A 17,487-nucleotide genomic window follows, 5' to 3' on the forward strand; every position below is an offset into this window, starting at 1 on the left:
CGGCGGCCACGCCTCCATCAGGTTGTCCCGGTACAGCTTCATCCGCGCCAGGTGGAGCGAGCTGAGTTCAGAGGTCTTGCGCCAGCCGCTGACGTGCTGCCAGTGCGTGTCCGTCTGCTGGTTGGCCAGCAGCTCCCAGATCTGGTCGACGTTGTGCGAGGTCCAGTTGGTCGTACCGGAGATCTGGCCGCTCCGCCCGCCTCCGTCATCAAGCATTGGGGCTCCCCGTGTTCTCCGTGCTGCCCGGCGGCGTGCTCGCGGGCTGCGCCCCGGGCGGCGGCGGTGCCGCTGCACCGGTCTCATCAAGTGCGTTCTCGACATCGCTGACCCGGGCGCGCGAGAACGCGTCGGCCTGGCCGTAGTTCTTACTGACCTTCTCGGCGGCAACGGCCAAGCCTCCGGTGCCGTTGCCTACGTCCCAGACCAGGTTGGAGGTGTCCTGTTGCACGTTCCGGTGCGCATCGAAGAAGGACACCAACTCGGCGAAGCCGCCGTGCGGATCGGGCATGTTGGGCAGGATGTCTGCCTGGACCTCTTCCATGTGTGGGACGTAGTTCTTCTGAACCTCGGTCAGGAGTTGCTGGGCGAACTCTTCCATCCGCTGGATGTCAGCCTCAATGGCGCCGCCGTAGTCGCGCAGCCACGCAGGGCCAAGGTCTTCCTCTGGTATCACGTCTTCTCCCCAGGTGCTACGTACTGCCCCGTACCAGGTTAGTGGGTGCGGGGCCGTGCGGGCAGCCCCGTCGGGCGGCCGGAGCAGGGTCAGTGTGGAAGACCGGAGATCCGCCAGGCGTCACGGCTGTTCCGGGCCGGCATGCCGGACGCGGACACGTTACCGGGGCGACCCAGCCGGGCCCAGGTCGACACGGCGCTGGGTCGGGCCGATGTGGTCGGTCGGGGACGGAGGAAGATCGCCCCGACCAGGGCGGCCAACTCCTCCGGAGTGGGGGTGCCTCGGACCACCCGGAGCAGCGGTTCTTCGTCAGCCATGGCGTCGAGGGTACGTCCTTGACCGATTGGTGAGCATCTCAGATAGGCGTGCCGCGGGTGTGACTCTTGTTGCCGTTGGGTACCGTCCACGGGTGTCTAGTGCGCCTCCGCAACTCATCGCTGACCGGTACCGACTTGTCGAGCCGCTCGGCCAGGGCGGGATGGGTCGGGTCTGGAAGGCGCGCGACGAGGTGCTGCACCGGGACGTCGCGATCAAGGAACTCGTCCCGCCGCCGGGGCTGACCGAGGACGAGCGCCGGGAGATGCGCGAGCGCTCGCTCCGGGAGGCACGGGCGATCGCCCGGCTCAACCACGCGAACGTGGTCCGGGTCTTCGACGTACTCCGCACCGACGGTGATCCGTGGATCGTGATGGAGTACGTCCCGTCGCGGTCGTTGCAGGACGTACTTGCCAGTGACGGGCCGGTGTCATCGACCCGGGCCGCCGAGATCGGTCTCGGCGTGCTCGGCGCGTTGAAGTCCGCGCACCGGGCCGGGGTGATGCACCGGGACGTGAAGCCCGGCAACGTGCTGCTCGGCGACGAGGGTCGGGTGGTACTGACCGACTTCGGGCTGGCCACCGTGCCGGGGGACCCGAACGTTACCCGTACCGGATTGGTGCTGGGGTCGCCCGCGTACATCGCGCCGGAGCGGGCCCGGGACGGAACCGCCGGGCCGGAAGGCGACCTGTGGTCGCTGGGCGCGACGCTCTACGCCGCTGTCGAGGGGCAGTCACCGTTCGCCCGGCCGTCCGCGATCGCGACGCTGGCGGCTCTGGCCACCGAACCGCCACCGGTGTCGCGTCGGGCCGGCCCGCTCAAGGCGGTGCTCTCCGGCCTGTTGCAGAAGGACCCGACGAACAGGATCAACGCCGAGGTTGCCGAGCGGTTGCTCCGGCGCGCGGCAGGCCGGCGCCGTAGCCCAGGAATCTCACTGCTGGACGGGGTACGCCGGCCAGGGCCGCACGGCCCGCGTGGACCAGGCGAACCGCGTACCCGGATCGTGCCGTTGCCGGCGCCCAGACCGGCTCCGGCCGCGGCGCCGCCCCCGCCGCCCGCCGCCCCGGCGGTGCCGCCGGCCGCCGAGACGACCAGGTTGCCGGCCGGCCCACCGCCGGCCGAGACCACCAAGCTGCCGGCGCCGTCGACCGGGGCGGCCGTCGCTGGTGGGGCCGCGGCTGGTGAGACCACGAAGCTGCCGGCCGGCGAGACGACGAAGCTGCCCATGCCTGCGGCCGAGCCTGCGCAGTCGGCCGAGGGTGCGCAGTCGGCCGAGGGTGAGTCGGCGGCGGCGGACGAGGCGAAGGGATCCGAGGCAACGGGACCCGAGGCGACGACGGCCGAAGCGAAGGCGGCCGAGGCCGAGGTGCCGGAGAAGTTCGCCAAGTCAGACAGCGTCCGGCCGCCCGCCGAGCCGACGGTCGTCGTCGTACCGGGCGAGTCGGAAGACGCGGCAGCCGGGGCCATCGACGCCAAACAGGCGGACAAGGCTGACGTGGCTGGCAGCGCCGACATGGCTGGCAGCGCCGACGTGGCCGGCAAGGCCGACGTGGCCGGCAGGGCCGAACAGGCGGGAACGCTTGGCGGAACTGGCAAGGCCGACGAGGCCGGAAAGGTCGACAACGCCGAAGAAGCGGACGGGGTGCGGGCGGATCCGGCGCCGACCGCTGTCCAGCCGAGGGCAGAGACCGGCCCAGCGGATCAGTCGGCGACCGCGCAACCGGCGGGCCGGGCGGCGGTCCCGGTCGGGCGGGTCGACGGGTACGACGACGACCGAGGTGACCGGCGTGGTCCGCTGGCCGCCGTGGCGGCCGGCAACGGCCGGGTGTGGCTGCTCGGCGGGCTGGTCGCGCTGCTACTGCTCGCGCTCGTCGTGATCGTGCCACTGGTCCGCGACGGCGGGTCGGACGAGGAGCGGAAGGGGCCGGCTTCCGGCTCCGCGCCGACGAGCCAACCCGCGGGTACGCCGTCCGCGGACGCCACCAGCGCGCCGCCGGAACCGACACCGGAGGCGACCACCGCCCAGCCGGCGCAGCCGCCGGCGACGCCGACCGGGCAGTCCACCCCGCAGCTGCCGTCCGGCTGGAAGATCCATCGGGACCCGACCGGGTTCTCCGTCCCTGTGCCGAACGGGTGGACGGTCAGCCGGGAAGGGCCGCGGGTGAAGTTCAACGACCCGGACAGCCGCCGCTTCCTGATGATCGACCAGACGAACAGTCCCCGGCCCGATCCCGTCGCGGACTGGCGGGAACAGGAGCGGGCCCGTCGGGGCAACTACCGGAACTACGACCTGGTGACGATCGAGGCCGTCGACTACTGGCTGAAGGCCGCCGACTGGGAGTGGCTGCACGACGAGGACGGGGTGCGGATGCACGTCCGCAACCGGGGCTTCGTCACGAGCAGCAAGAAGGCGTACGCGATCCGCTGGGACACCGAGGCGGCCGACTGGGACCGGGAACTCGCCACGTTCAAGATCATTGCGGACGGATTCCGGCCCGCGAAGAGTTGACAGGCATGACCTCACCTTCGTCGGGGTAGTGATGATCCCGTCGGAAGGAGGTACTGATGCGTTCCCGACATCATGCGAAGAAGCCCAGCGTCGCCCTGTGGATGCTGGTCGCGATCGGTGATCTCGCCCTGCTGGTGGCGAGTGCCGGCGTGGTCGTGCTGATCGCGCTCGCCAGTGTTGTCACCGTGGCCGTCGCCACGGTCGGCGCCTGGGTTCTGCTGCGGCGAGGCGTACTGAACCGGACTGCGGTGCCGGCCCAGGTGGCCGTACCGGCGACGGCTCGGGCGCGGGCTGGCTCTGTCGGCCAGCTCCGTTAGCATCGGCCCGATCCGAGGTGACGACGATAGCGGCAGCCGGATCAGTTATCGACCGGAAGGTGATGACAGGTCCCGCTGCCGCTAACTCGTCTCAGGAGCTGGGCCAGCGGGTGTTCAACCGCCGGGCCACCTCGGCGATGTCGTGTCGATTCTGCGCGAGCAGGCTGCTGCGGGCGTCCCGGTAGCGGGGGCAGGGCCAGCGGCGCCGGCAGGCGACACACCGCCACATCCCGAGCAGTCGCCACAGCGGTGCGGTTCGGTGTCGTTCGACGATTGCCATGGATCGGTCGCGTTCCATTGCTGACCTCCGGCGGTCGCGGGACACGCGGCGGCTCGCCGGCTGTCGAGGGACACGAGTGTCAACGGGAGACGAGCCGCCGCGCGGAAGACCGACCCACCAGGCTGCGGACCAGGAGAAATCGGCCTCTGTGAACTTAATGCATAAGGTAGAGCAAGGCAAGACCATATGCATCATGATGCTTGTGGTCCCCGGTCCGGCGTGATCAAATGGCGCTGCGGACCAGGGAGTGCAGCGTGCCCACCTCGAAGACACAGAAGATCATTAACGACATCACCGAGCAGATCGAGTCGGGACAGCTCGGACCGGGAGACCAACTGCCGAGCACGGCGGAGCTGCGTGCGCAGTACGGCGTCTCGATCACCGTCGTGCGTGGGGCGGTGAACTGGCTCAAGGCGAAGGGCCTAGTGAAGGGTCACCCCGGGCTGGGCGTCTTCGTCGTCGAGAACGAAGAGTGAAGGCCCCCGCTGGGCTGCGGGGACGTGAGCTAGGCTCGCTCGGATGTCAGTGGACGGCGTGACAGATCTCTGGGACAGGCTCTTCGGGGCACAGCCGGACCCACCCCCGCTACTGGTCCTGGTCACCGGGCTGGTCGCGCTGGCCGTGGTGCTCACCCGGGTGCCCTGGCGGGTCGGGCGCAACGCCATCACCATCGCGCACGAGGGCGGACACGCGCTCGCGGCCGTACTCACCGGACGCCGTCTCCAGGGCATCCGGCTGCACTCGGACACCTCCGGGCTGACCCTGTCGGCCGGCCGGCCGACCGGCCCCGGAATGATCTTCACCCTGCTGGCCGGTTATCTGGCGCCCTCGCTGATCGGGCTGGCCGCTGCCTGGGTACTCGGCGGGAACCGGATCACCCTGCTGCTCTGGGTCGCGGTCGCCCTGCTGCTCGCCATGCTCGTGATGATCCGCAACGTCTTCGGCATCATCTCGATCGTGGTCACCACCGGGGTCGTACTCGGGGTCTCCATGATGGCATCGCCGCAGGTGCAGGCCGCGTTCGCGTACACCGGGGTGTGGTTCCTGCTGCTCGGCGGCGTACGGCCGGTCGGCGAACTCCAGACCCAGCGCCGGCGGGGGCAACTGCCGCAGTCGGACGCGGACCAGCTCGCCTGGCTGACCCGGATCCCCGGGTTGGTCTGGGTCGGGGTCTTCGGCGCGGTCAACCTGATCGCCCTGCTGGCCGGAGCCGCCCTGCTCACCGGCCCGATACTGAACTCCGCCGACCTGCCGCTCTGACCGACGGGAAACCTGCCGTTCTGGCCGACGGGAAACGGGAACCAGGCGACGACGGCGACGGGCGGCCGAGAGGGAAGCAGACGGCCGAGCAAAGCAGGCGGCCGAGGAAAGCGGGGACGGATGCGTTACGTGATCATCGGTGCCGGTGCGGTCGGCGGGACCATCGGCGTTCGGCTGGGCGAGGCCGGCCGGGACGTGACCCTGGTGGCCCGGGGTGCACACCTGGCCGCGATCCGGGCGCACGGGCTGGCTCTGGACACTCCGGACGGCGGCTACCTCGGCCGGCTCCCCGCCGTCGGTGATCCCGCGTCAGCCGACTCCGGCATTGCCGACCTGCTGCTGACTCCGGACACCGTGCTGGTGTTGACGGTGAAGTCCCAGGACACCGAGGCGGCGCTGCACGGCTGGGCGGACCTGCCCGTCCGGGGCGGCGGTACGGCGGCCGAGCGGCTGCCGCTGCTCACCGCGCAGAACGGGGTGGCGAACGAACGCGCCGCCGCCCGGATCTTCGAACGTGTCTACCCGGTCTGCGTGTGGATGCCTGCGACGCACCTCGAACCGGGCCGGGTGGTGGCCAGCGGGCACCCGTACTCGGGAATGCTGCACCTCGGCGCCTTTCCGCACGGATCCGACGATCTCGCGCACGAGGTCAGCGCCGACCTGACGGCGGCCCGGCTGCTCGCCCCGGTACGCGACGACGTGATGCGCTGGAAGTACGGGAAGCTGCTGCGCAACCTCGGCAACGGCGTACAGGCGCTCTTCGGCAGCGTTGATGCTGGGGCATCCGACGGTGGGGCATCCGACCGTCGGAGGACGGAATCCGGAAAGGACCGGGTGGGCCGGGTGGCCGAACTGCTCTCGGCGGTGGTCGCCGAGGGCGAGGCGGTGCTGGAGGCGGCCGGCATCGGATACACCTCGCGGCCGGAAGAGGCCGCCGAACGGGGCGACCGGGTGGAGTCGGCACCGGTCGCCGGGCAGCCCCGGCAGGGCAGTTCGACCTGGCAGAGCCTGGCCCGGAACGCCGGCTCGGTGGAGACGGACTACCTCAACGGCGAGATCGTGCTGCTCGGCCGGCTGCACGGGGTGCCGACCCCGGCCAACGCGGCGGTGCAGCGGGCGATGCGCCGGACGGTACGCGAACGCATCCCGGCCGGTGAGTTCCCGATCGCGGAGCTGGCCGACCGGCAGTCACCTCCGTGAGCGGCCCGACTATTCGAGTGGGGACGGCGGCAACCGCACCCCGGTGCCCAGGCGTGATTGCTATGTCCGCCAGGGGAGGTGCAGGTGCCCGACGTCGACGAGGTGGACGACTTCGACGAGTTCTACCGGGGGAGCCGGCAACGGCTGCTCGGGTACGTCTATCTGTTGACCGGTGACCTGTCCGAGGCCCAGGACGCGGTGCAGGAGGCGTACATCCGGGCGTGGCAGCGCTGGTCGACGGTGCGTGGGTACACCGATCCGGAAGCCTGGGTGCGGGTGGTGGCGGTACGGGTGGCGATCAGCCGCTGGCGCAGCCTGCGCAGCCGGGCCCGGGCGTACCTGCGACACGGGGTGCTGGCCGACACCCCGGCACCGGGTACCGAGACCGTGGAGGTGGTGGCCGCGCTGCGCCGCCTGCCGGAGGAGCAACGTACCGCCATCGCCCTGTACTACCTGCTCGGCATGCCGGTCGCCGAGGTGGCCCGGGAGACCGGTGCACCCGTCGGCACCGTGAAGGCAAGGCTCGCCCGGGGCCGGGCCGCGCTGGCCGGGTTGTTGACGGTCACTGATCTGGAGGGGGCCACCGATGCCTGAGCAGCTACCCAGCGGGGCCGGGGCCGGGGCGGGCCTGGCCGACCAGGTCGGCCGGGAGACCGCAACGGTGCGCTGGCTCGCGCCCGAGGAGATCCGGGCCCGGGGCCGGCGCCGCAACCGGATCCGGGCGGTGGTCGGGACCGTCGCCGTGGTCGCCGTGGTCGCGGTCGGCTCGGTCGTGACCGTCGGGCGGTACGGCCCGCCGCCGTCGCCGGTCGCGGCACCGCAGCCGGCCAACTTTCCGGCACCGGCGACGTCGCCGCCGGACCGGGTCGAGATCCCGCTGTCGGCGCTGCTGCAACCGGAGGAGGTCGGGCCGGGACTGGTGGTCGACCGGGTGGAGGTACGACCGGACGAGGCGGTGCAGGTGATCGATCCGACCGTCCCACTCGGCTGCTCCGGGTACGCCACCCGCACCCGTTACACCGGGCTGGCCCGGATGACGCGTCGGCACACCGTGCAGCAGCCACCGGCCGTACCCGGTGACCCGCTCAGCGGGGCTGCGGTCGTACACGAGGAGGTTTTCCGGCTCGGTCCCGACGCGGCCCGGCAGGTCTTCGCGGACGCTCGGGCCGTCCCCGACCTGTGCGCCGAGTACGTCTCGGCGGGCGCGATCGAGATCGACGGCGAGCGGCTGGCCGTGGCCGCTGTGCACCGCTGGCGGATGCTGGCCGAGGGCTTCGCCGGGGACGAGTCGGTGCTGCTGGACTGGCAGACCACGATCCGCCGGCAGGACGACTCGACGGTGGTGGACGGTCCGGCCAGCCGGCTGGTCGGGGTGGTCCGGGTCGCCGACCTGGTCGCCAGGGTGGACCGGGCCGACGAGTCGGCGGATCCGGAGCGGGGTCGGGCGCTGGTCCGGGCCGCCGCCGCCCGGCTCTGCACGGCCGCCAACCCGCGCTGCTGAGACTGGCGCTGTTGAGGCTGGCGCTGGCGAGGGCCCGCGCTGGCGGGGCTCGCACTGTTGAGGCTTGCGCTGGCGGGGCTCGCACTGTTGAGGCTTGCGCTGGCGGGGCTCGCACTGTTGAGGCTTGCGCTGTGGGGGACCGCGCTGGCGAGGACAGTGCTGGCGAGGACAGTGCTGGCGAGGACAGTGCTGGGATCGGAGATCAGAGGGGGATGTTGCCGTGTTTCTTGGCCGGCAGCGTCTCCCGCTTCGTGCGGAGGATCCGGAGTGCCCGGACGAGCTGGCTCCTGGTCTCCGCCGGCCGGATCACCGAGTCGACATAGCCGCGCTCGGCCGCCACGTAGGGGTTGGCGAGGGTGTCCTCGTACTCCCGGATCTTCTCGGCCCGGACGGCGGCCGGGTCCTCGGCGGCGGTCAGCTCGCCGCGGTAGAGGATGTTCACCGCGCCCTGCGCCCCCATCACCGCGATCTGCGCGGTCGGCCAGGCGAAGTTGAGGTCCGCGCCGAGGTGCTTGGAGCCCATCACGTCGTACGCCCCGCCGTACGCCTTCCGGATGATCACGGTGACCTTCGGGACGGTCGCCTCGGCGTACGCGTAGATCAGCTTGGCGCCGCGCCGGATGATGCCGTCCCACTCCTGGCCGGTGCCGGGCAGGAAGCCGGGTACGTCCACGAAGGTGAGTACCGGGATGTTGAACGCGTCGCAGGTGCGGACGAACCGGGCCGCCTTCTCCGAGGCCGCGATGTCCAGGCAGCCGGCGAAGTGCATCGGCTGGTTCGCCACCACCCCGACCGGGCGCCCCTCGACCCGGCCGAAGCCGACCACGATGTTCTGCGCGTAGAGCGGCTGCACCTCCAGGAACTCGCCGTCGTCGAGGACGTGCTCGACGACCTGGCGGATGTCGTACGGCTGGTTCGCCGAGTCCGGGATCAGGGTGTCCAGCTCCCGGTCGGCGTCGGTGACCACCAGCTCGGCCGGCGCGTCGAAGACCGGCGCCTCGTCCAGGTTGTTGCTCGGCAGGTACGACAGCAGCGCCCTGACGTAGTCGATCGCGTCGTCCTCGTCGGCGGCCAGGTAGTGCGCGTTGCCGCTGCGGGTGTTGTGGGTACGCGCCCCGCCCAGTTCCTCCATCGCGACGTCCTCACCGGTCACCGTCTTGATCACATCCGGCCCGGTGATGAACATGTGCGAGGTCTGGTCCACCATCACGGTGAAGTCGGTGACCGCCGGGGAGTAGACCGCACCGCCCGCGCAGGGTCCCATCACCAGCGAGATCTGCGGGATCACCCCGGAGGCGCGGACGTTGCGGAAGAAGATCTCGCCGTAGAGGCCGAGGCTGACCACGCCCTCCTGGATCCGGGCGCCGCCGGAGTCGTTGATGCCGACCACCGGGCAGCCGATCTTCATGGCCAGGTCCATCACCTTGACGATCTTCTCGCCGAAGACCTCGCCGAGAGAGCCGCCGAAGACCGTGAAGTCCTGGGCGAAGACACAGACCTGCCGGCCGTCGACGGTGCCGTACCCGGTCACCACGCCGTCCCCGTACGGGCGGGTCCGGTCCAGCCCGAAGTTGGTCGAGCGGTGCCGGGCCAACCCGTCCAGCTCGACGAAGGAACCCGGGTCGAGCAGCAGCTCGATCCGTTCCCGGGCGGTCTTCTTGCCCCGGGCGTGCTGCTTCTCCACCGCCCGGGCCGAGCCGGCGTGCACCGCCTCGTCCACCCGTCGGTCCAGGTCCGCCAGCCGGCCGGCGGTGCTGTGCGGGTCGATGTCGGTGCTGCTCGGCTGCCCAGTCACGTCCGCGATCGTAACGACGGCAGGTCCCCGGGCCACCACCCGGTGGCGCGGCGTGTGCCACAACACCGTCGCGTCGACGCGCCGTATTCCCTGCCCGCCTGCGAACCGCACCAGCTGTCCCGTCTGCGTACCGCACCAGCCGTACCGTCTGCGTACCGCACCAGCCGTACCGTCTGCGTACCGCACCAGCCGTACCGCCGGCCGGTCCGGCTTCCGGTGGCCGGGCCCGTACGCTGGCCTGATGCCGGGATCGCCGTACACCGACCTGGACCGTCCGCCACTCGATGCGCGGCGGCTCCAGCGGGCCCTGATCACGCCGGAGAGTCTCTGGACCCGGCTGGTGCTGCACGACGAGACCGGGTCGACGAACGCCGACGCCGCCGAGGCGGCCCGGGCCGGGGAGCCGGAGGGGCTGGTCGTGGTCGCCGAGCGGCAGACGGCCGGGCGGGGCCGGCGCGGGCGTACCTGGGAGTCGCCGGCCAGGGCCGGGCTCGCGGTCAGCGTGCTGCTCCGGCCCGGGACGGCCCAGCCGGACCGGAACTGGCCGGCAGTACCACCGTCCCGGTACGGCTGGCTGCCGCTGCTGGCCGGCGTGGCGCTGGTGGAGGCGGTCGACCTGCTGGCCGAGCTGGACTCCGCCCTGAAGTGGCCGAACGACCTCCTGGTCTGGTCCGACCCCCGCACCGCCCGTTCTCCGGCAGGACCCGGCTCCGACCTGGGCAGCGCCCGTCTTCCGGTAGGACCCGGCTCCGACCCGGGCGGCGCTCGTCCCGCCGGACGACCTGGGTCCGGCCCGGCCGACGAGCCGGGTGGATCTCCCGCCGACCCTCCGCCGGGCGGGGCGGGGCGCGGCCGGACGGGTGGAGAGGCGAAGGCCGCCGGGATCCTGGCCGAAGGGGTGGCCGAACCCGGTGAGGCCGCGTCGGCGGTGGTGCTCGGCCTGGGTGTGAACGTGACCCTGCGGGCCGACGAGCTGCCGGCCAACCCGACCGGTCTGCCGGCCACCTCCCTGCAACTGGCCGGAGCGGCGGCCACCGACCGCGACCCGCTGCTGCGGGCGCTGTTGCGCGGAATCGACCGCTGGTACGACCGCTGGCGGACCGCCGGTGGCGACGCGCTCGCCTGCGGCCTGCACGAGGCGTACGTGCGCAACTGTGCCACCCTCGGTCGCGACGTGCGGGTGCTGCTGCCGGCCGGAGACGAACTGGTCGGCACCGCCCGCACGATCGACGCGGACGGGCAACTGCTGCTCAGCACCACCACGGCCGACGGCGAACGCCGCATCGCGGCCGGTGACGTCCTGCACCTGCGCTGAACCCGACCCGACCCCGACCGGTCGTCCCGAGCCCGTCCCGGTGCCGCCCGGTCCGGCCGGTCGCCCGTCTGGCCTTTCGTCGTCCCGCCGATCTGTCGTCGTCCCGCCGGCCCGTCGTCGTCCCGCCGCCCGGGAAACTCGGTGAAGAGTCGGTACCGGATACCGCCGTGGTGGCGGGGAACCGCTACGGTCACCGCGGACAAACGGATCTGGACGAGGAGGATGGGGTGGCTTTCCCGGAGGACGTGCTCACATCGGACGAGCATGTCGTAGCGCACCTACACCCGCACTGGAAGGCATTGATCCGCCCGGTCGTGGTGCTGGTACTGGCCGTCGCCGCCGTGGTCGCCGGCTTCGTGCTGCTGCCTGCGGGCGGTGCGGGCACCGTGCTCGGCTACGTGATCGCAGCGGTCGCGCTGGTACTCGCGGTCTGGCTGAGCGTCTGGCCGTACCTGGTCTGGCGCACCACGCACTACCTGTTCACGAACGAGCGGGTGCTGCTGCAGAAGGGCGTCTTCTCCCGCGACCGTCGGGACATCCCGCTCGGTCGGATCAACGACCACTCGATGAACCAGAAGTTCCTCGAACGCCTGCTCGGCTGCGGCACGCTGACCATCGAGTCGGCCGGCGAGCGGGGCCAGTCGGTGCTGGCGGACATCCCGGGCGTGGAGCGGGTGCAGACCATGCTCTACGAGATCGTCGAGGCCAACCACGACAAGCACTCGCTCGGTGACGACGAGATGCGGGAGATCATGGCGGACGTGACCGAGGGCAAGCCGCTGCGCGAGCAGCCGAAATAGCACCCACTGCGCGAGCAGCCGAAGTAGCACACCGATGGGCCCCTGCCGCCACCCGCTCGTGGTCGGCCGGCCAGGGGCCCTTTCCGGAGCCCGGACCCGCCAGCCCGGCACCGGATCAGTCCGGTGGCGCCGGCTCCCGCATGAGGAACCAGCCCCGGAAGCGGGTACGCAGCACCTCGCGTTCCGGCCGGCCCTGGGCGTCCAGCCGGTCCATGCTGGCGGTCAGCGTGACGGTGCCGAAGCCGGGCCGCGCGACCGAGGGCTTGCTGCCGAGTACGGTCAGCCGGGTCGCCAGCCGGTCACCGGCGCGTACCGGGGCGAGCCAGCGCAGCTCCTCCAGCCCTGGCGAGGCGTCCCCGGCCGCCCGCGCCAGCACGTGGTCGACGTAGGCGCGCATGAAGAGACTGACCGTGAAGAAGCCGCTGGCGATCAGCCCGCCGTGATGGCTGCGCCGGGCGAGCTCCTCGTCCACGTGGTACCACTGCGGGTCGAAGCGCCTGGCGAAGTCGACCATCTCCCGCCCGTCCACGACGGTGACGCCGAGGTCGAAGGACCGGCCGGGCGTCAGGTCCTCGAAGAACAGTTCGGCGGGCGCGCCGGTGCCCGAGCGGCTCACCGCGCCGCTTCGCGGGCTGACGAACGCCCCGGAGCGGCGTTCAGTTCGGCGGCGAGTTCGGTCTCCAGCGCGGCGTCGAGGGTCTCGGCGAACTGGACCTCGAGCGGCGCGGCGGAGCCGCCGGCCGGCGCACCGGCGACCCGGCTTCCGGCGCCGTCGCCCGCACCCCGGTTGTCCGGGCTCGCGGCCCGGCCGTCCGGCGCCACGGCCCGGGTGTCCTGAGTCGCGGCCCGGGGGTCGAGGGTGTCACCTCCGGACAGCTCGCTGACCGCCTCGGCGAGTTCGGCGACCGGATCGAGTTCGGCCAGGACCTCGCCGTCCGGTTCCTCCGCCGACCCGGACCCGCTCGTCCTGTGCACCGCACCGCTCCCGGACGGCCCTCCGGACGCCGGACCCGGCGTTCCGCTCGGCCCGAACGCCGCGCCCGGCGACTTCCGGAAGACGAAGGTGCGGTAGGACCAGAACCGGAAGACGGTGGCCAGCCCGACACCGACCGTCTTGGCGACGTTCAGCGCCAGCAGGCCGGTGATCCCGAACCCGTACTTCGCCAGCGCCAGTACGCCCAACTCGATGACCAGCCCGGCTCCGTTGAAGAGGAAGAAGAGCGCGTATTCGCGGCGCATCGCCGACTTCGGCCGGTCCCGGTAGGTCCAGTGCCGATTCATCAGATAGGACGAGATGGTGGCGACGACCGTGGCGATGACGTTCGCCTTCAGTTGCCCGTCGGCGAACACGGTGAGCGCCAGCGCGTTGAACACCGCGTAGTTGATGACGAAGTTCAAACCTCCGACGGCGCCGAATTTCAGCACCTCACGCAGGAACTTCTCCCACCGCTCGGGCAACAGACGGACGAAACGCATTCGACCACCTTAGGGCAGATGCGGCCGCAGGGTGCGCCGGCCGGACGGGGTGGGTCGCCGGTCACTGCCTCTTGTGACTCTGGGTGATCACTTCGGGCGCGTCGGCGGCGGCCGGGCCGACGAAGACGAACCGGCGGTACGACCAGAACCGGAAGAAGGTGCCCATGGCGGCGCCGACGAAGTTGGCCGCGATGTTGTCGGCCAACAGCGACTTGAACACGCCCGGCCAGATGCTGCCGAGCCCGTAGTGGCTGATGGCCAGGCAGGCGAGCCCGATGCCGAGGCCGACCGCGTTGAAGAAGAAGTAGAGCGAGTACTCCCGGGCCATCCCGGAGCGTTCCCGGTGGCGCCAGGTCCAGAACCGGTTGCCGACGAAGGCGACGGTGGCGGCGATGACCGTGGAGAACGTCTTCGCGGTGAGGGTCTCCCAGCCGAGGCTCGCGTTGGCGAAGTTGAACAGCACCAGGTCGACCACGAAAGCCACCCCGCCGACCGTGCCGAACTTGCCCAGCTCATGGATCAGGTGCCCGAAACGGTCCAGAAGGGTGCGAATCAAGCCGCGACGGGTGCCCGGCGCTGAGGGCTGTTCGCCGGTGGCGGTCGAGGACACGGCTTGAGCGTACCGGTTGCCGCCCGACCCCACGGGCCGCTACCGGCGACTCGCGGCCGCGGGGCCGGCGATCCGGCGTGGACGCCGCGCTCCGCCCGGCCCGTCCCGCGCGCTCCGCCCGGTCCGTCCGCCGCGCTCCGCCCGGTCCGTCCGCCGGGTGCCGGCCGGCGGGGCCGGTGCGTGGTGGAGTGCCCGCTGTGACATACGGGTCACCTGGCGTCAATGAATGCTGTGAGGACGCAGTGACGCAATGCGGTTGCGTGGAAGGATTTGCGTGAAACTGCGCGTGGGAGCGGGGAAAGAATCGTCTTGCGGCAGCCCGCCCGCATCTTGTGCAGTTCTTCACAACCAGTCTCGCTGCCCCGGGCGCCGGCTCGGTTTACGCTGACGGAAATCCCAGGCTTTCACTCGGCGACGCGGTCGCCGCCTCTGCGGCACCCGCACGCTCCGTAAACGGTCAGCGTCGACCAAAGGAGAACTGTCATGGCCGCTCCGGCTACTATCCGGGGTCTCGATCAAGCTCCGACAAGGCATCCGAAACTACTCGCCTGGGTCAAAGAGGTAGCCGAACTGACCAGCCCTGACCAGGTCGTCTGGGCGGACGGCTCGGAGGAGGAATGGCGGCGCCTCACCGACGAACTGGTCGACGCCGGCACGCTCGTACGCCTCGATCCGGCGCGCAAGCCGAACTCGTTCTGGGGGCGTACCGATCCCGGGGATGTGGCGCGGGCCGAGGACCGTACCTTCATCTGCTCGGTCGACGAGGCCGATGCCGGGCCCACCAACAACTGGATGGCCCCGGCCGAGATGAAGCGCGTCATGACCGACCTCTACCGGGGTTCGATGCGCGGTCGCACCATGTACGTCATTCCGTTCTGCATGGGCCCGCTCGAGGCGGAACAGCCGATGTTCGGCGTCGAGATAACCGACAGCCCGTACGTCGTCGCCTCCATGCGCATCATGACCCGGATGGGCACGGCGGTGCTGGCCGGGATGGGCGAGGACGCGGACTTCGTGCACGCGCTGCACTCGGTCGGCGCGCCACTGGAGCCCGGCCAGCCGGACGTGCCGTGGCCGTGCAACGACACCAAGTACATCTCGCATTTCCCGGAGACCCGGGAGATCTGGTCCTACGGCTCCGGCTACGGCGGCAACTCGCTGCTCGGCAAGAAGTGCTACTCGCTGCGGATCGCCAGCGTGATGGCCCGGGACGAGGGCTGGCTCGCCGAGCACATGCTCATCATGAAGCTGACCTCACCGGAGGGGACGGTGAAGTACATCGCCGGCGCCTTCCCGTCGGCCTGCGGCAAGACCAACCTCGCCATGCTGGAGCCGACGATCCCCGGCTGGAAGGTCGAGACGATCGGCGACGACATCGCCTGGATGAAGTTCGGTCCCGACGGCCGGCTCTACGCGGTCAACCCGGAGTACGGCCTCTTCGGTGTCGCGCCCGGCACCGGCTGGAAGACCAACGCGAACGCGATGCGCACCATCGACCTCGGCAACTCCATCTTCACGAACGTGGGGCTGACCGACGACGGCGACATCTGGTGGGAGGGGATGAGCGAGCCGCCGGCCCACCTCATCGACTGGAAGGGCCGGGACTGGACGCCGGAGAGCGGCGAACTCTCCTCGCACGCCAACAGCCGGTTCTGCACCCCGCTGTTGCAGTGCCCGATCGTGGCCGACGAGTTCAACGACCCGAACGGCGTACCGATCGACGCGATCCTGTTCGGCGGGCGGCGCAAGGACACCATCCCGCTGGTCACCGAGGCCCGGGACTGGGTGCACGGCGTCTACATGGGAGCGACCCTCTCCTCGGAGACCACCGCCGCCGCCTCCGGCGAGGTCGGCGTGGTGCGCCGGGACCCGATGGCGATGCTGCCGTTCATCGGCTACCACGGCGGGGACTACTTCCGGCACTGGATCGAGATGGGCAAGGGCACCGACGGCGACGAGTCGAAGCTGCCGAAGATCTACTACGTCAACTGGTTCCGCAAGAACGCCGACGGCGACTTCATCTGGCCCGGCTTCGGGGAGAACTCCCGGGTGCTCAAGTGGATCGTCGAGCGCATGGAGGGCCGGGGCGACGCGGTCGAGACCCCGGTCGGCTTCGTACCGGCGCCGGACGCCCTCGACGTCGACGGCCTGGACATGAGCCCGGAGGATCTGCGGATCGCCACCCGGGTCGACGTTCAGGAGTGGCGCGACGAACTGCCGATGATCACCGAGTGGTTCGAGAAGTTCGGCGACAAGCTCCCCGGCGTGCTCTGGGCGGAACTGGACGCGCTCCGGGCCCGCCTCGACGACGAGGCCGTCCGGGTCGGCGCCGACCAGCCCCGCTGAGGTGTAAGGAAGGGCCCCTTCTACAACAGAAAACGATAATCGGGGGCCCTTCCTTACCGGGCGGGTGTGCGGGTGGTCCGTACCGGGCATCATCGACGGCATGACGACGGCCGCCGCGACCGAGGTCCGGCGGCCGTCCGCCGTCCGCGTGCTGACCTGGTTGCTCGCCGCGACCGCCGCGGCCACCGTCGTGGTCGACGCGCTCAACTGGTGGTACGCCGACGAGCGCGGCTTCGGCCTGGCGGTACGCAGCGGCTGGGCGCTGCTGCGCACCCTCGGCTTCCTGATCCTGATCCGGCACGTCCGGCGGGGCCGGGCCGGTGCCCGCCCGTTCGGGCTGATCCTTGCGGTGACCACGGTCTTCGCGGTCGGCCGGCTGATCGTGCCCCGGGACGGCGTACCGGCACTGCCCGGGGCGCTCGGCTTCGCCGTACTGGCCGTACTCTGCGTCGCCGTCGTCGGGCTGCTCTACCGGTCGACGGCGTTGCGGGACTTTCTGGTCCGGCACCCGAACCGGCTGGTGATCGATCGTCAGGGCATCTCCTGGCGGGAGGTCGCCCCGCGCCGGCCGCCGGTCGCGGGCTGGCTGCTCACCGCCCGGGTGGCGGCGTTCACGTACGGGCCGCTGACCCTGGTGCCCTGCCTGGTGGCAATCGGCACGATCCTCGACGGCCAACTGCTCGCGGTGCCTACCGTGGTGCTGTGGTTCGGCATCGGCATCGGAGTCAGCCACGCGGTGCTGTTCTGCACCTTCTTCCTGCTCCGCGGCAAGGCGTGGGCGGGCATCCTGCTGGTGCTGGTCAGCGTGGCGGTGGTCGCGGTGGACCTGGCGTTCTGCTGGCTGCTGCTCGGGGTGGACGGGCTGGTCCGGGACGGCGTACCGCTGCTGGTGGCCGCCGGGCTGACCCTGTACGCGCTGCGCCGGGCCAATTCCGTGGCTCCGGCAACAGCGGCGGGCTGAGTCAGGATCGGTTATTTTCGAGTGCCGGCGGTATAGCGCCTCTTCCTGAAGGTTGATCGTGTAATCCGTCGGTTCCCGGTACCTTTCGGGCAGGCTGTCTCCTGACGCGTCGAGCTGTGGGAGGTGGTG

The 17,487-nt window shown here is 71.0% G+C and carries 17 protein-coding genes and 1 pseudogene; 11 read left to right on the forward strand and 7 right to left on the reverse strand.

Translation table 11 applies throughout. From position 1 onward, the window contains the following. Nucleotides 1-208: 208 nt before the first annotated feature. Both O7626_RS00950 and O7626_RS00955 read right to left on the reverse strand, forming a co-directional pair. Entirely contained in the window at nucleotides 209-673 is a 465-nt protein-coding gene (locus tag O7626_RS00950) for a hypothetical protein (protein ID WP_278058285.1), read from the reverse strand. Between the two features lie 89 nt (nucleotides 674-762). Next, nucleotides 763-990 (reverse strand): acyl-CoA carboxylase subunit epsilon, encoded by a 228-nt coding sequence (locus O7626_RS00955; RefSeq protein ID WP_278058287.1) that lies wholly within the window; start codon nucleotides 988-990, stop codon nucleotides 763-765. A 92-nt stretch (nucleotides 991-1,082) separates the two neighbouring features. On the opposite strand from O7626_RS00955, the pseudogene O7626_RS00960 reads away from it, so the two are divergent. Continuing rightward, nucleotides 1,083-2,075: pseudogene (locus tag O7626_RS00960) on the forward strand (serine/threonine-protein kinase); the annotation flags it as partial. A gap of 1,478 nt (nucleotides 2,076-3,553) precedes the next feature. Then, nucleotides 3,554-3,814, forward strand: a complete 261-nt coding sequence (locus tag O7626_RS00965; protein WP_278058289.1) for a hypothetical protein — start codon at nucleotides 3,554-3,556, stop codon at nucleotides 3,812-3,814. Nucleotides 3,815-3,905: 91 nt separating this feature from the next. Here O7626_RS00965 and O7626_RS00970 read toward each other — a convergent pair whose 3' ends face one another. After that, nucleotides 3,906-4,112: a hypothetical protein gene (locus O7626_RS00970; protein WP_278058291.1), complete on the reverse strand. Its 207-nt coding sequence runs from the start codon at nucleotides 4,110-4,112 to the stop codon at nucleotides 3,906-3,908. Nucleotides 4,113-4,321: 209 nt separating this feature from the next. Between O7626_RS00970 and O7626_RS00975 the strand changes: the two genes are divergently transcribed. The 5 genes from O7626_RS00975 (at nucleotide 4,322) to O7626_RS00995 (ending at nucleotide 8,055) form a co-directional block, all read left to right on the forward strand. Then, the gene (locus O7626_RS00975) at nucleotides 4,322-4,570 is read left to right on the forward strand and encodes a winged helix-turn-helix domain-containing protein (RefSeq protein WP_278058293.1); all 249 of its coding nucleotides are present in this window, start codon (nucleotides 4,322-4,324) and stop codon (nucleotides 4,568-4,570) included. A gap of 43 nt (nucleotides 4,571-4,613) precedes the next feature. Continuing rightward, nucleotides 4,614-5,354, forward strand: a complete 741-nt coding sequence (locus tag O7626_RS00980) for a M50 family metallopeptidase (RefSeq protein WP_278058295.1) — start codon at nucleotides 4,614-4,616, stop codon at nucleotides 5,352-5,354. A 120-nt stretch (nucleotides 5,355-5,474) separates the two neighbouring features. Next, nucleotides 5,475-6,554, forward strand: coding sequence for a 2-dehydropantoate 2-reductase N-terminal domain-containing protein (locus O7626_RS00985; RefSeq protein ID WP_278058297.1), 1,080 nt, complete (start codon nucleotides 5,475-5,477; stop codon nucleotides 6,552-6,554). Between the two features lie 84 nt (nucleotides 6,555-6,638). After that, a complete protein-coding gene (locus O7626_RS00990) occupies nucleotides 6,639-7,148 on the forward strand; it encodes a SigE family RNA polymerase sigma factor (RefSeq protein WP_278058298.1) in 510 nt (169 codons plus the stop codon). Continuing rightward, nucleotides 7,141-8,055, forward strand: coding sequence for a hypothetical protein (locus O7626_RS00995; protein ID WP_278058300.1), 915 nt, complete (start codon nucleotides 7,141-7,143; stop codon nucleotides 8,053-8,055). The genes O7626_RS00990 and O7626_RS00995 overlap by 8 nt, the downstream gene beginning before the upstream one ends. Nucleotides 8,056-8,257: 202 nt before the next feature. Here the strand turns inward: O7626_RS00995 and O7626_RS01000 are convergent, their stop codons facing one another. Then, nucleotides 8,258-9,850, reverse strand: coding sequence for an acyl-CoA carboxylase subunit beta (locus tag O7626_RS01000; RefSeq protein WP_278058302.1), 1,593 nt, complete (start codon nucleotides 9,848-9,850; stop codon nucleotides 8,258-8,260). Between the two features lie 241 nt (nucleotides 9,851-10,091). Between O7626_RS01000 and O7626_RS01005 the strand changes: the two genes are divergently transcribed. Both O7626_RS01005 and O7626_RS01010 read left to right on the forward strand, forming a co-directional pair. After that, the gene (locus O7626_RS01005) at nucleotides 10,092-11,165 is read left to right on the forward strand and encodes a biotin--[acetyl-CoA-carboxylase] ligase (RefSeq protein WP_278058304.1); all 1,074 of its coding nucleotides are present in this window, start codon (nucleotides 10,092-10,094) and stop codon (nucleotides 11,163-11,165) included. Between the two features lie 227 nt (nucleotides 11,166-11,392). Next, nucleotides 11,393-11,965 carry a PH domain-containing protein gene (locus O7626_RS01010; protein WP_278058306.1) on the forward strand — a complete coding sequence of 191 codons (573 nt, stop codon included), beginning with the start codon at nucleotides 11,393-11,395 and terminating at the stop codon, nucleotides 11,963-11,965. Nucleotides 11,966-12,080: 115 nt separating this feature from the next. Here O7626_RS01010 and O7626_RS01015 read toward each other — a convergent pair whose 3' ends face one another. The 3 genes from O7626_RS01015 to O7626_RS01025 all read right to left on the reverse strand — a co-directional run bounded on the left by O7626_RS01015 (nucleotide 12,081) and on the right by O7626_RS01025 (nucleotide 14,084). Next, nucleotides 12,081-12,581, reverse strand: a complete 501-nt coding sequence (locus O7626_RS01015; RefSeq protein ID WP_278058308.1) for a MaoC/PaaZ C-terminal domain-containing protein — start codon at nucleotides 12,579-12,581, stop codon at nucleotides 12,081-12,083. Continuing rightward, entirely contained in the window at nucleotides 12,578-13,441 is an 864-nt protein-coding gene (locus O7626_RS01020) for a GtrA family protein (protein WP_278058310.1), read from the reverse strand. Before O7626_RS01020 ends, O7626_RS01015 begins: the two co-directional genes overlap by 4 nt. A gap of 61 nt (nucleotides 13,442-13,502) precedes the next feature. Continuing rightward, nucleotides 13,503-14,084 (reverse strand): GtrA family protein, encoded by a 582-nt coding sequence (locus tag O7626_RS01025; protein WP_347404737.1) that lies wholly within the window; start codon nucleotides 14,082-14,084, stop codon nucleotides 13,503-13,505. 450 nt (nucleotides 14,085-14,534) lie between these two features. On the opposite strand from O7626_RS01025, the gene O7626_RS01030 reads away from it, so the two are divergent. Both O7626_RS01030 and O7626_RS01035 read left to right on the forward strand, forming a co-directional pair. Next, entirely contained in the window at nucleotides 14,535-16,397 is a 1,863-nt protein-coding gene (locus tag O7626_RS01030) for a phosphoenolpyruvate carboxykinase (GTP) (RefSeq protein WP_278058313.1), read from the forward strand. Between the two features lie 100 nt (nucleotides 16,398-16,497). Next, nucleotides 16,498-17,358, forward strand: a complete 861-nt coding sequence (locus tag O7626_RS01035; RefSeq protein ID WP_278058315.1) for a hypothetical protein — start codon at nucleotides 16,498-16,500, stop codon at nucleotides 17,356-17,358. The last annotated feature ends 129 nt before the right edge of the window (nucleotides 17,359-17,487 follow it).

Origin of the sequence: Micromonospora sp. WMMD1102, assembly GCF_029626265.1 — a bacterium.
GTDB lineage: Bacteria > Actinomycetota > Actinomycetes > Mycobacteriales > Micromonosporaceae > Plantactinospora.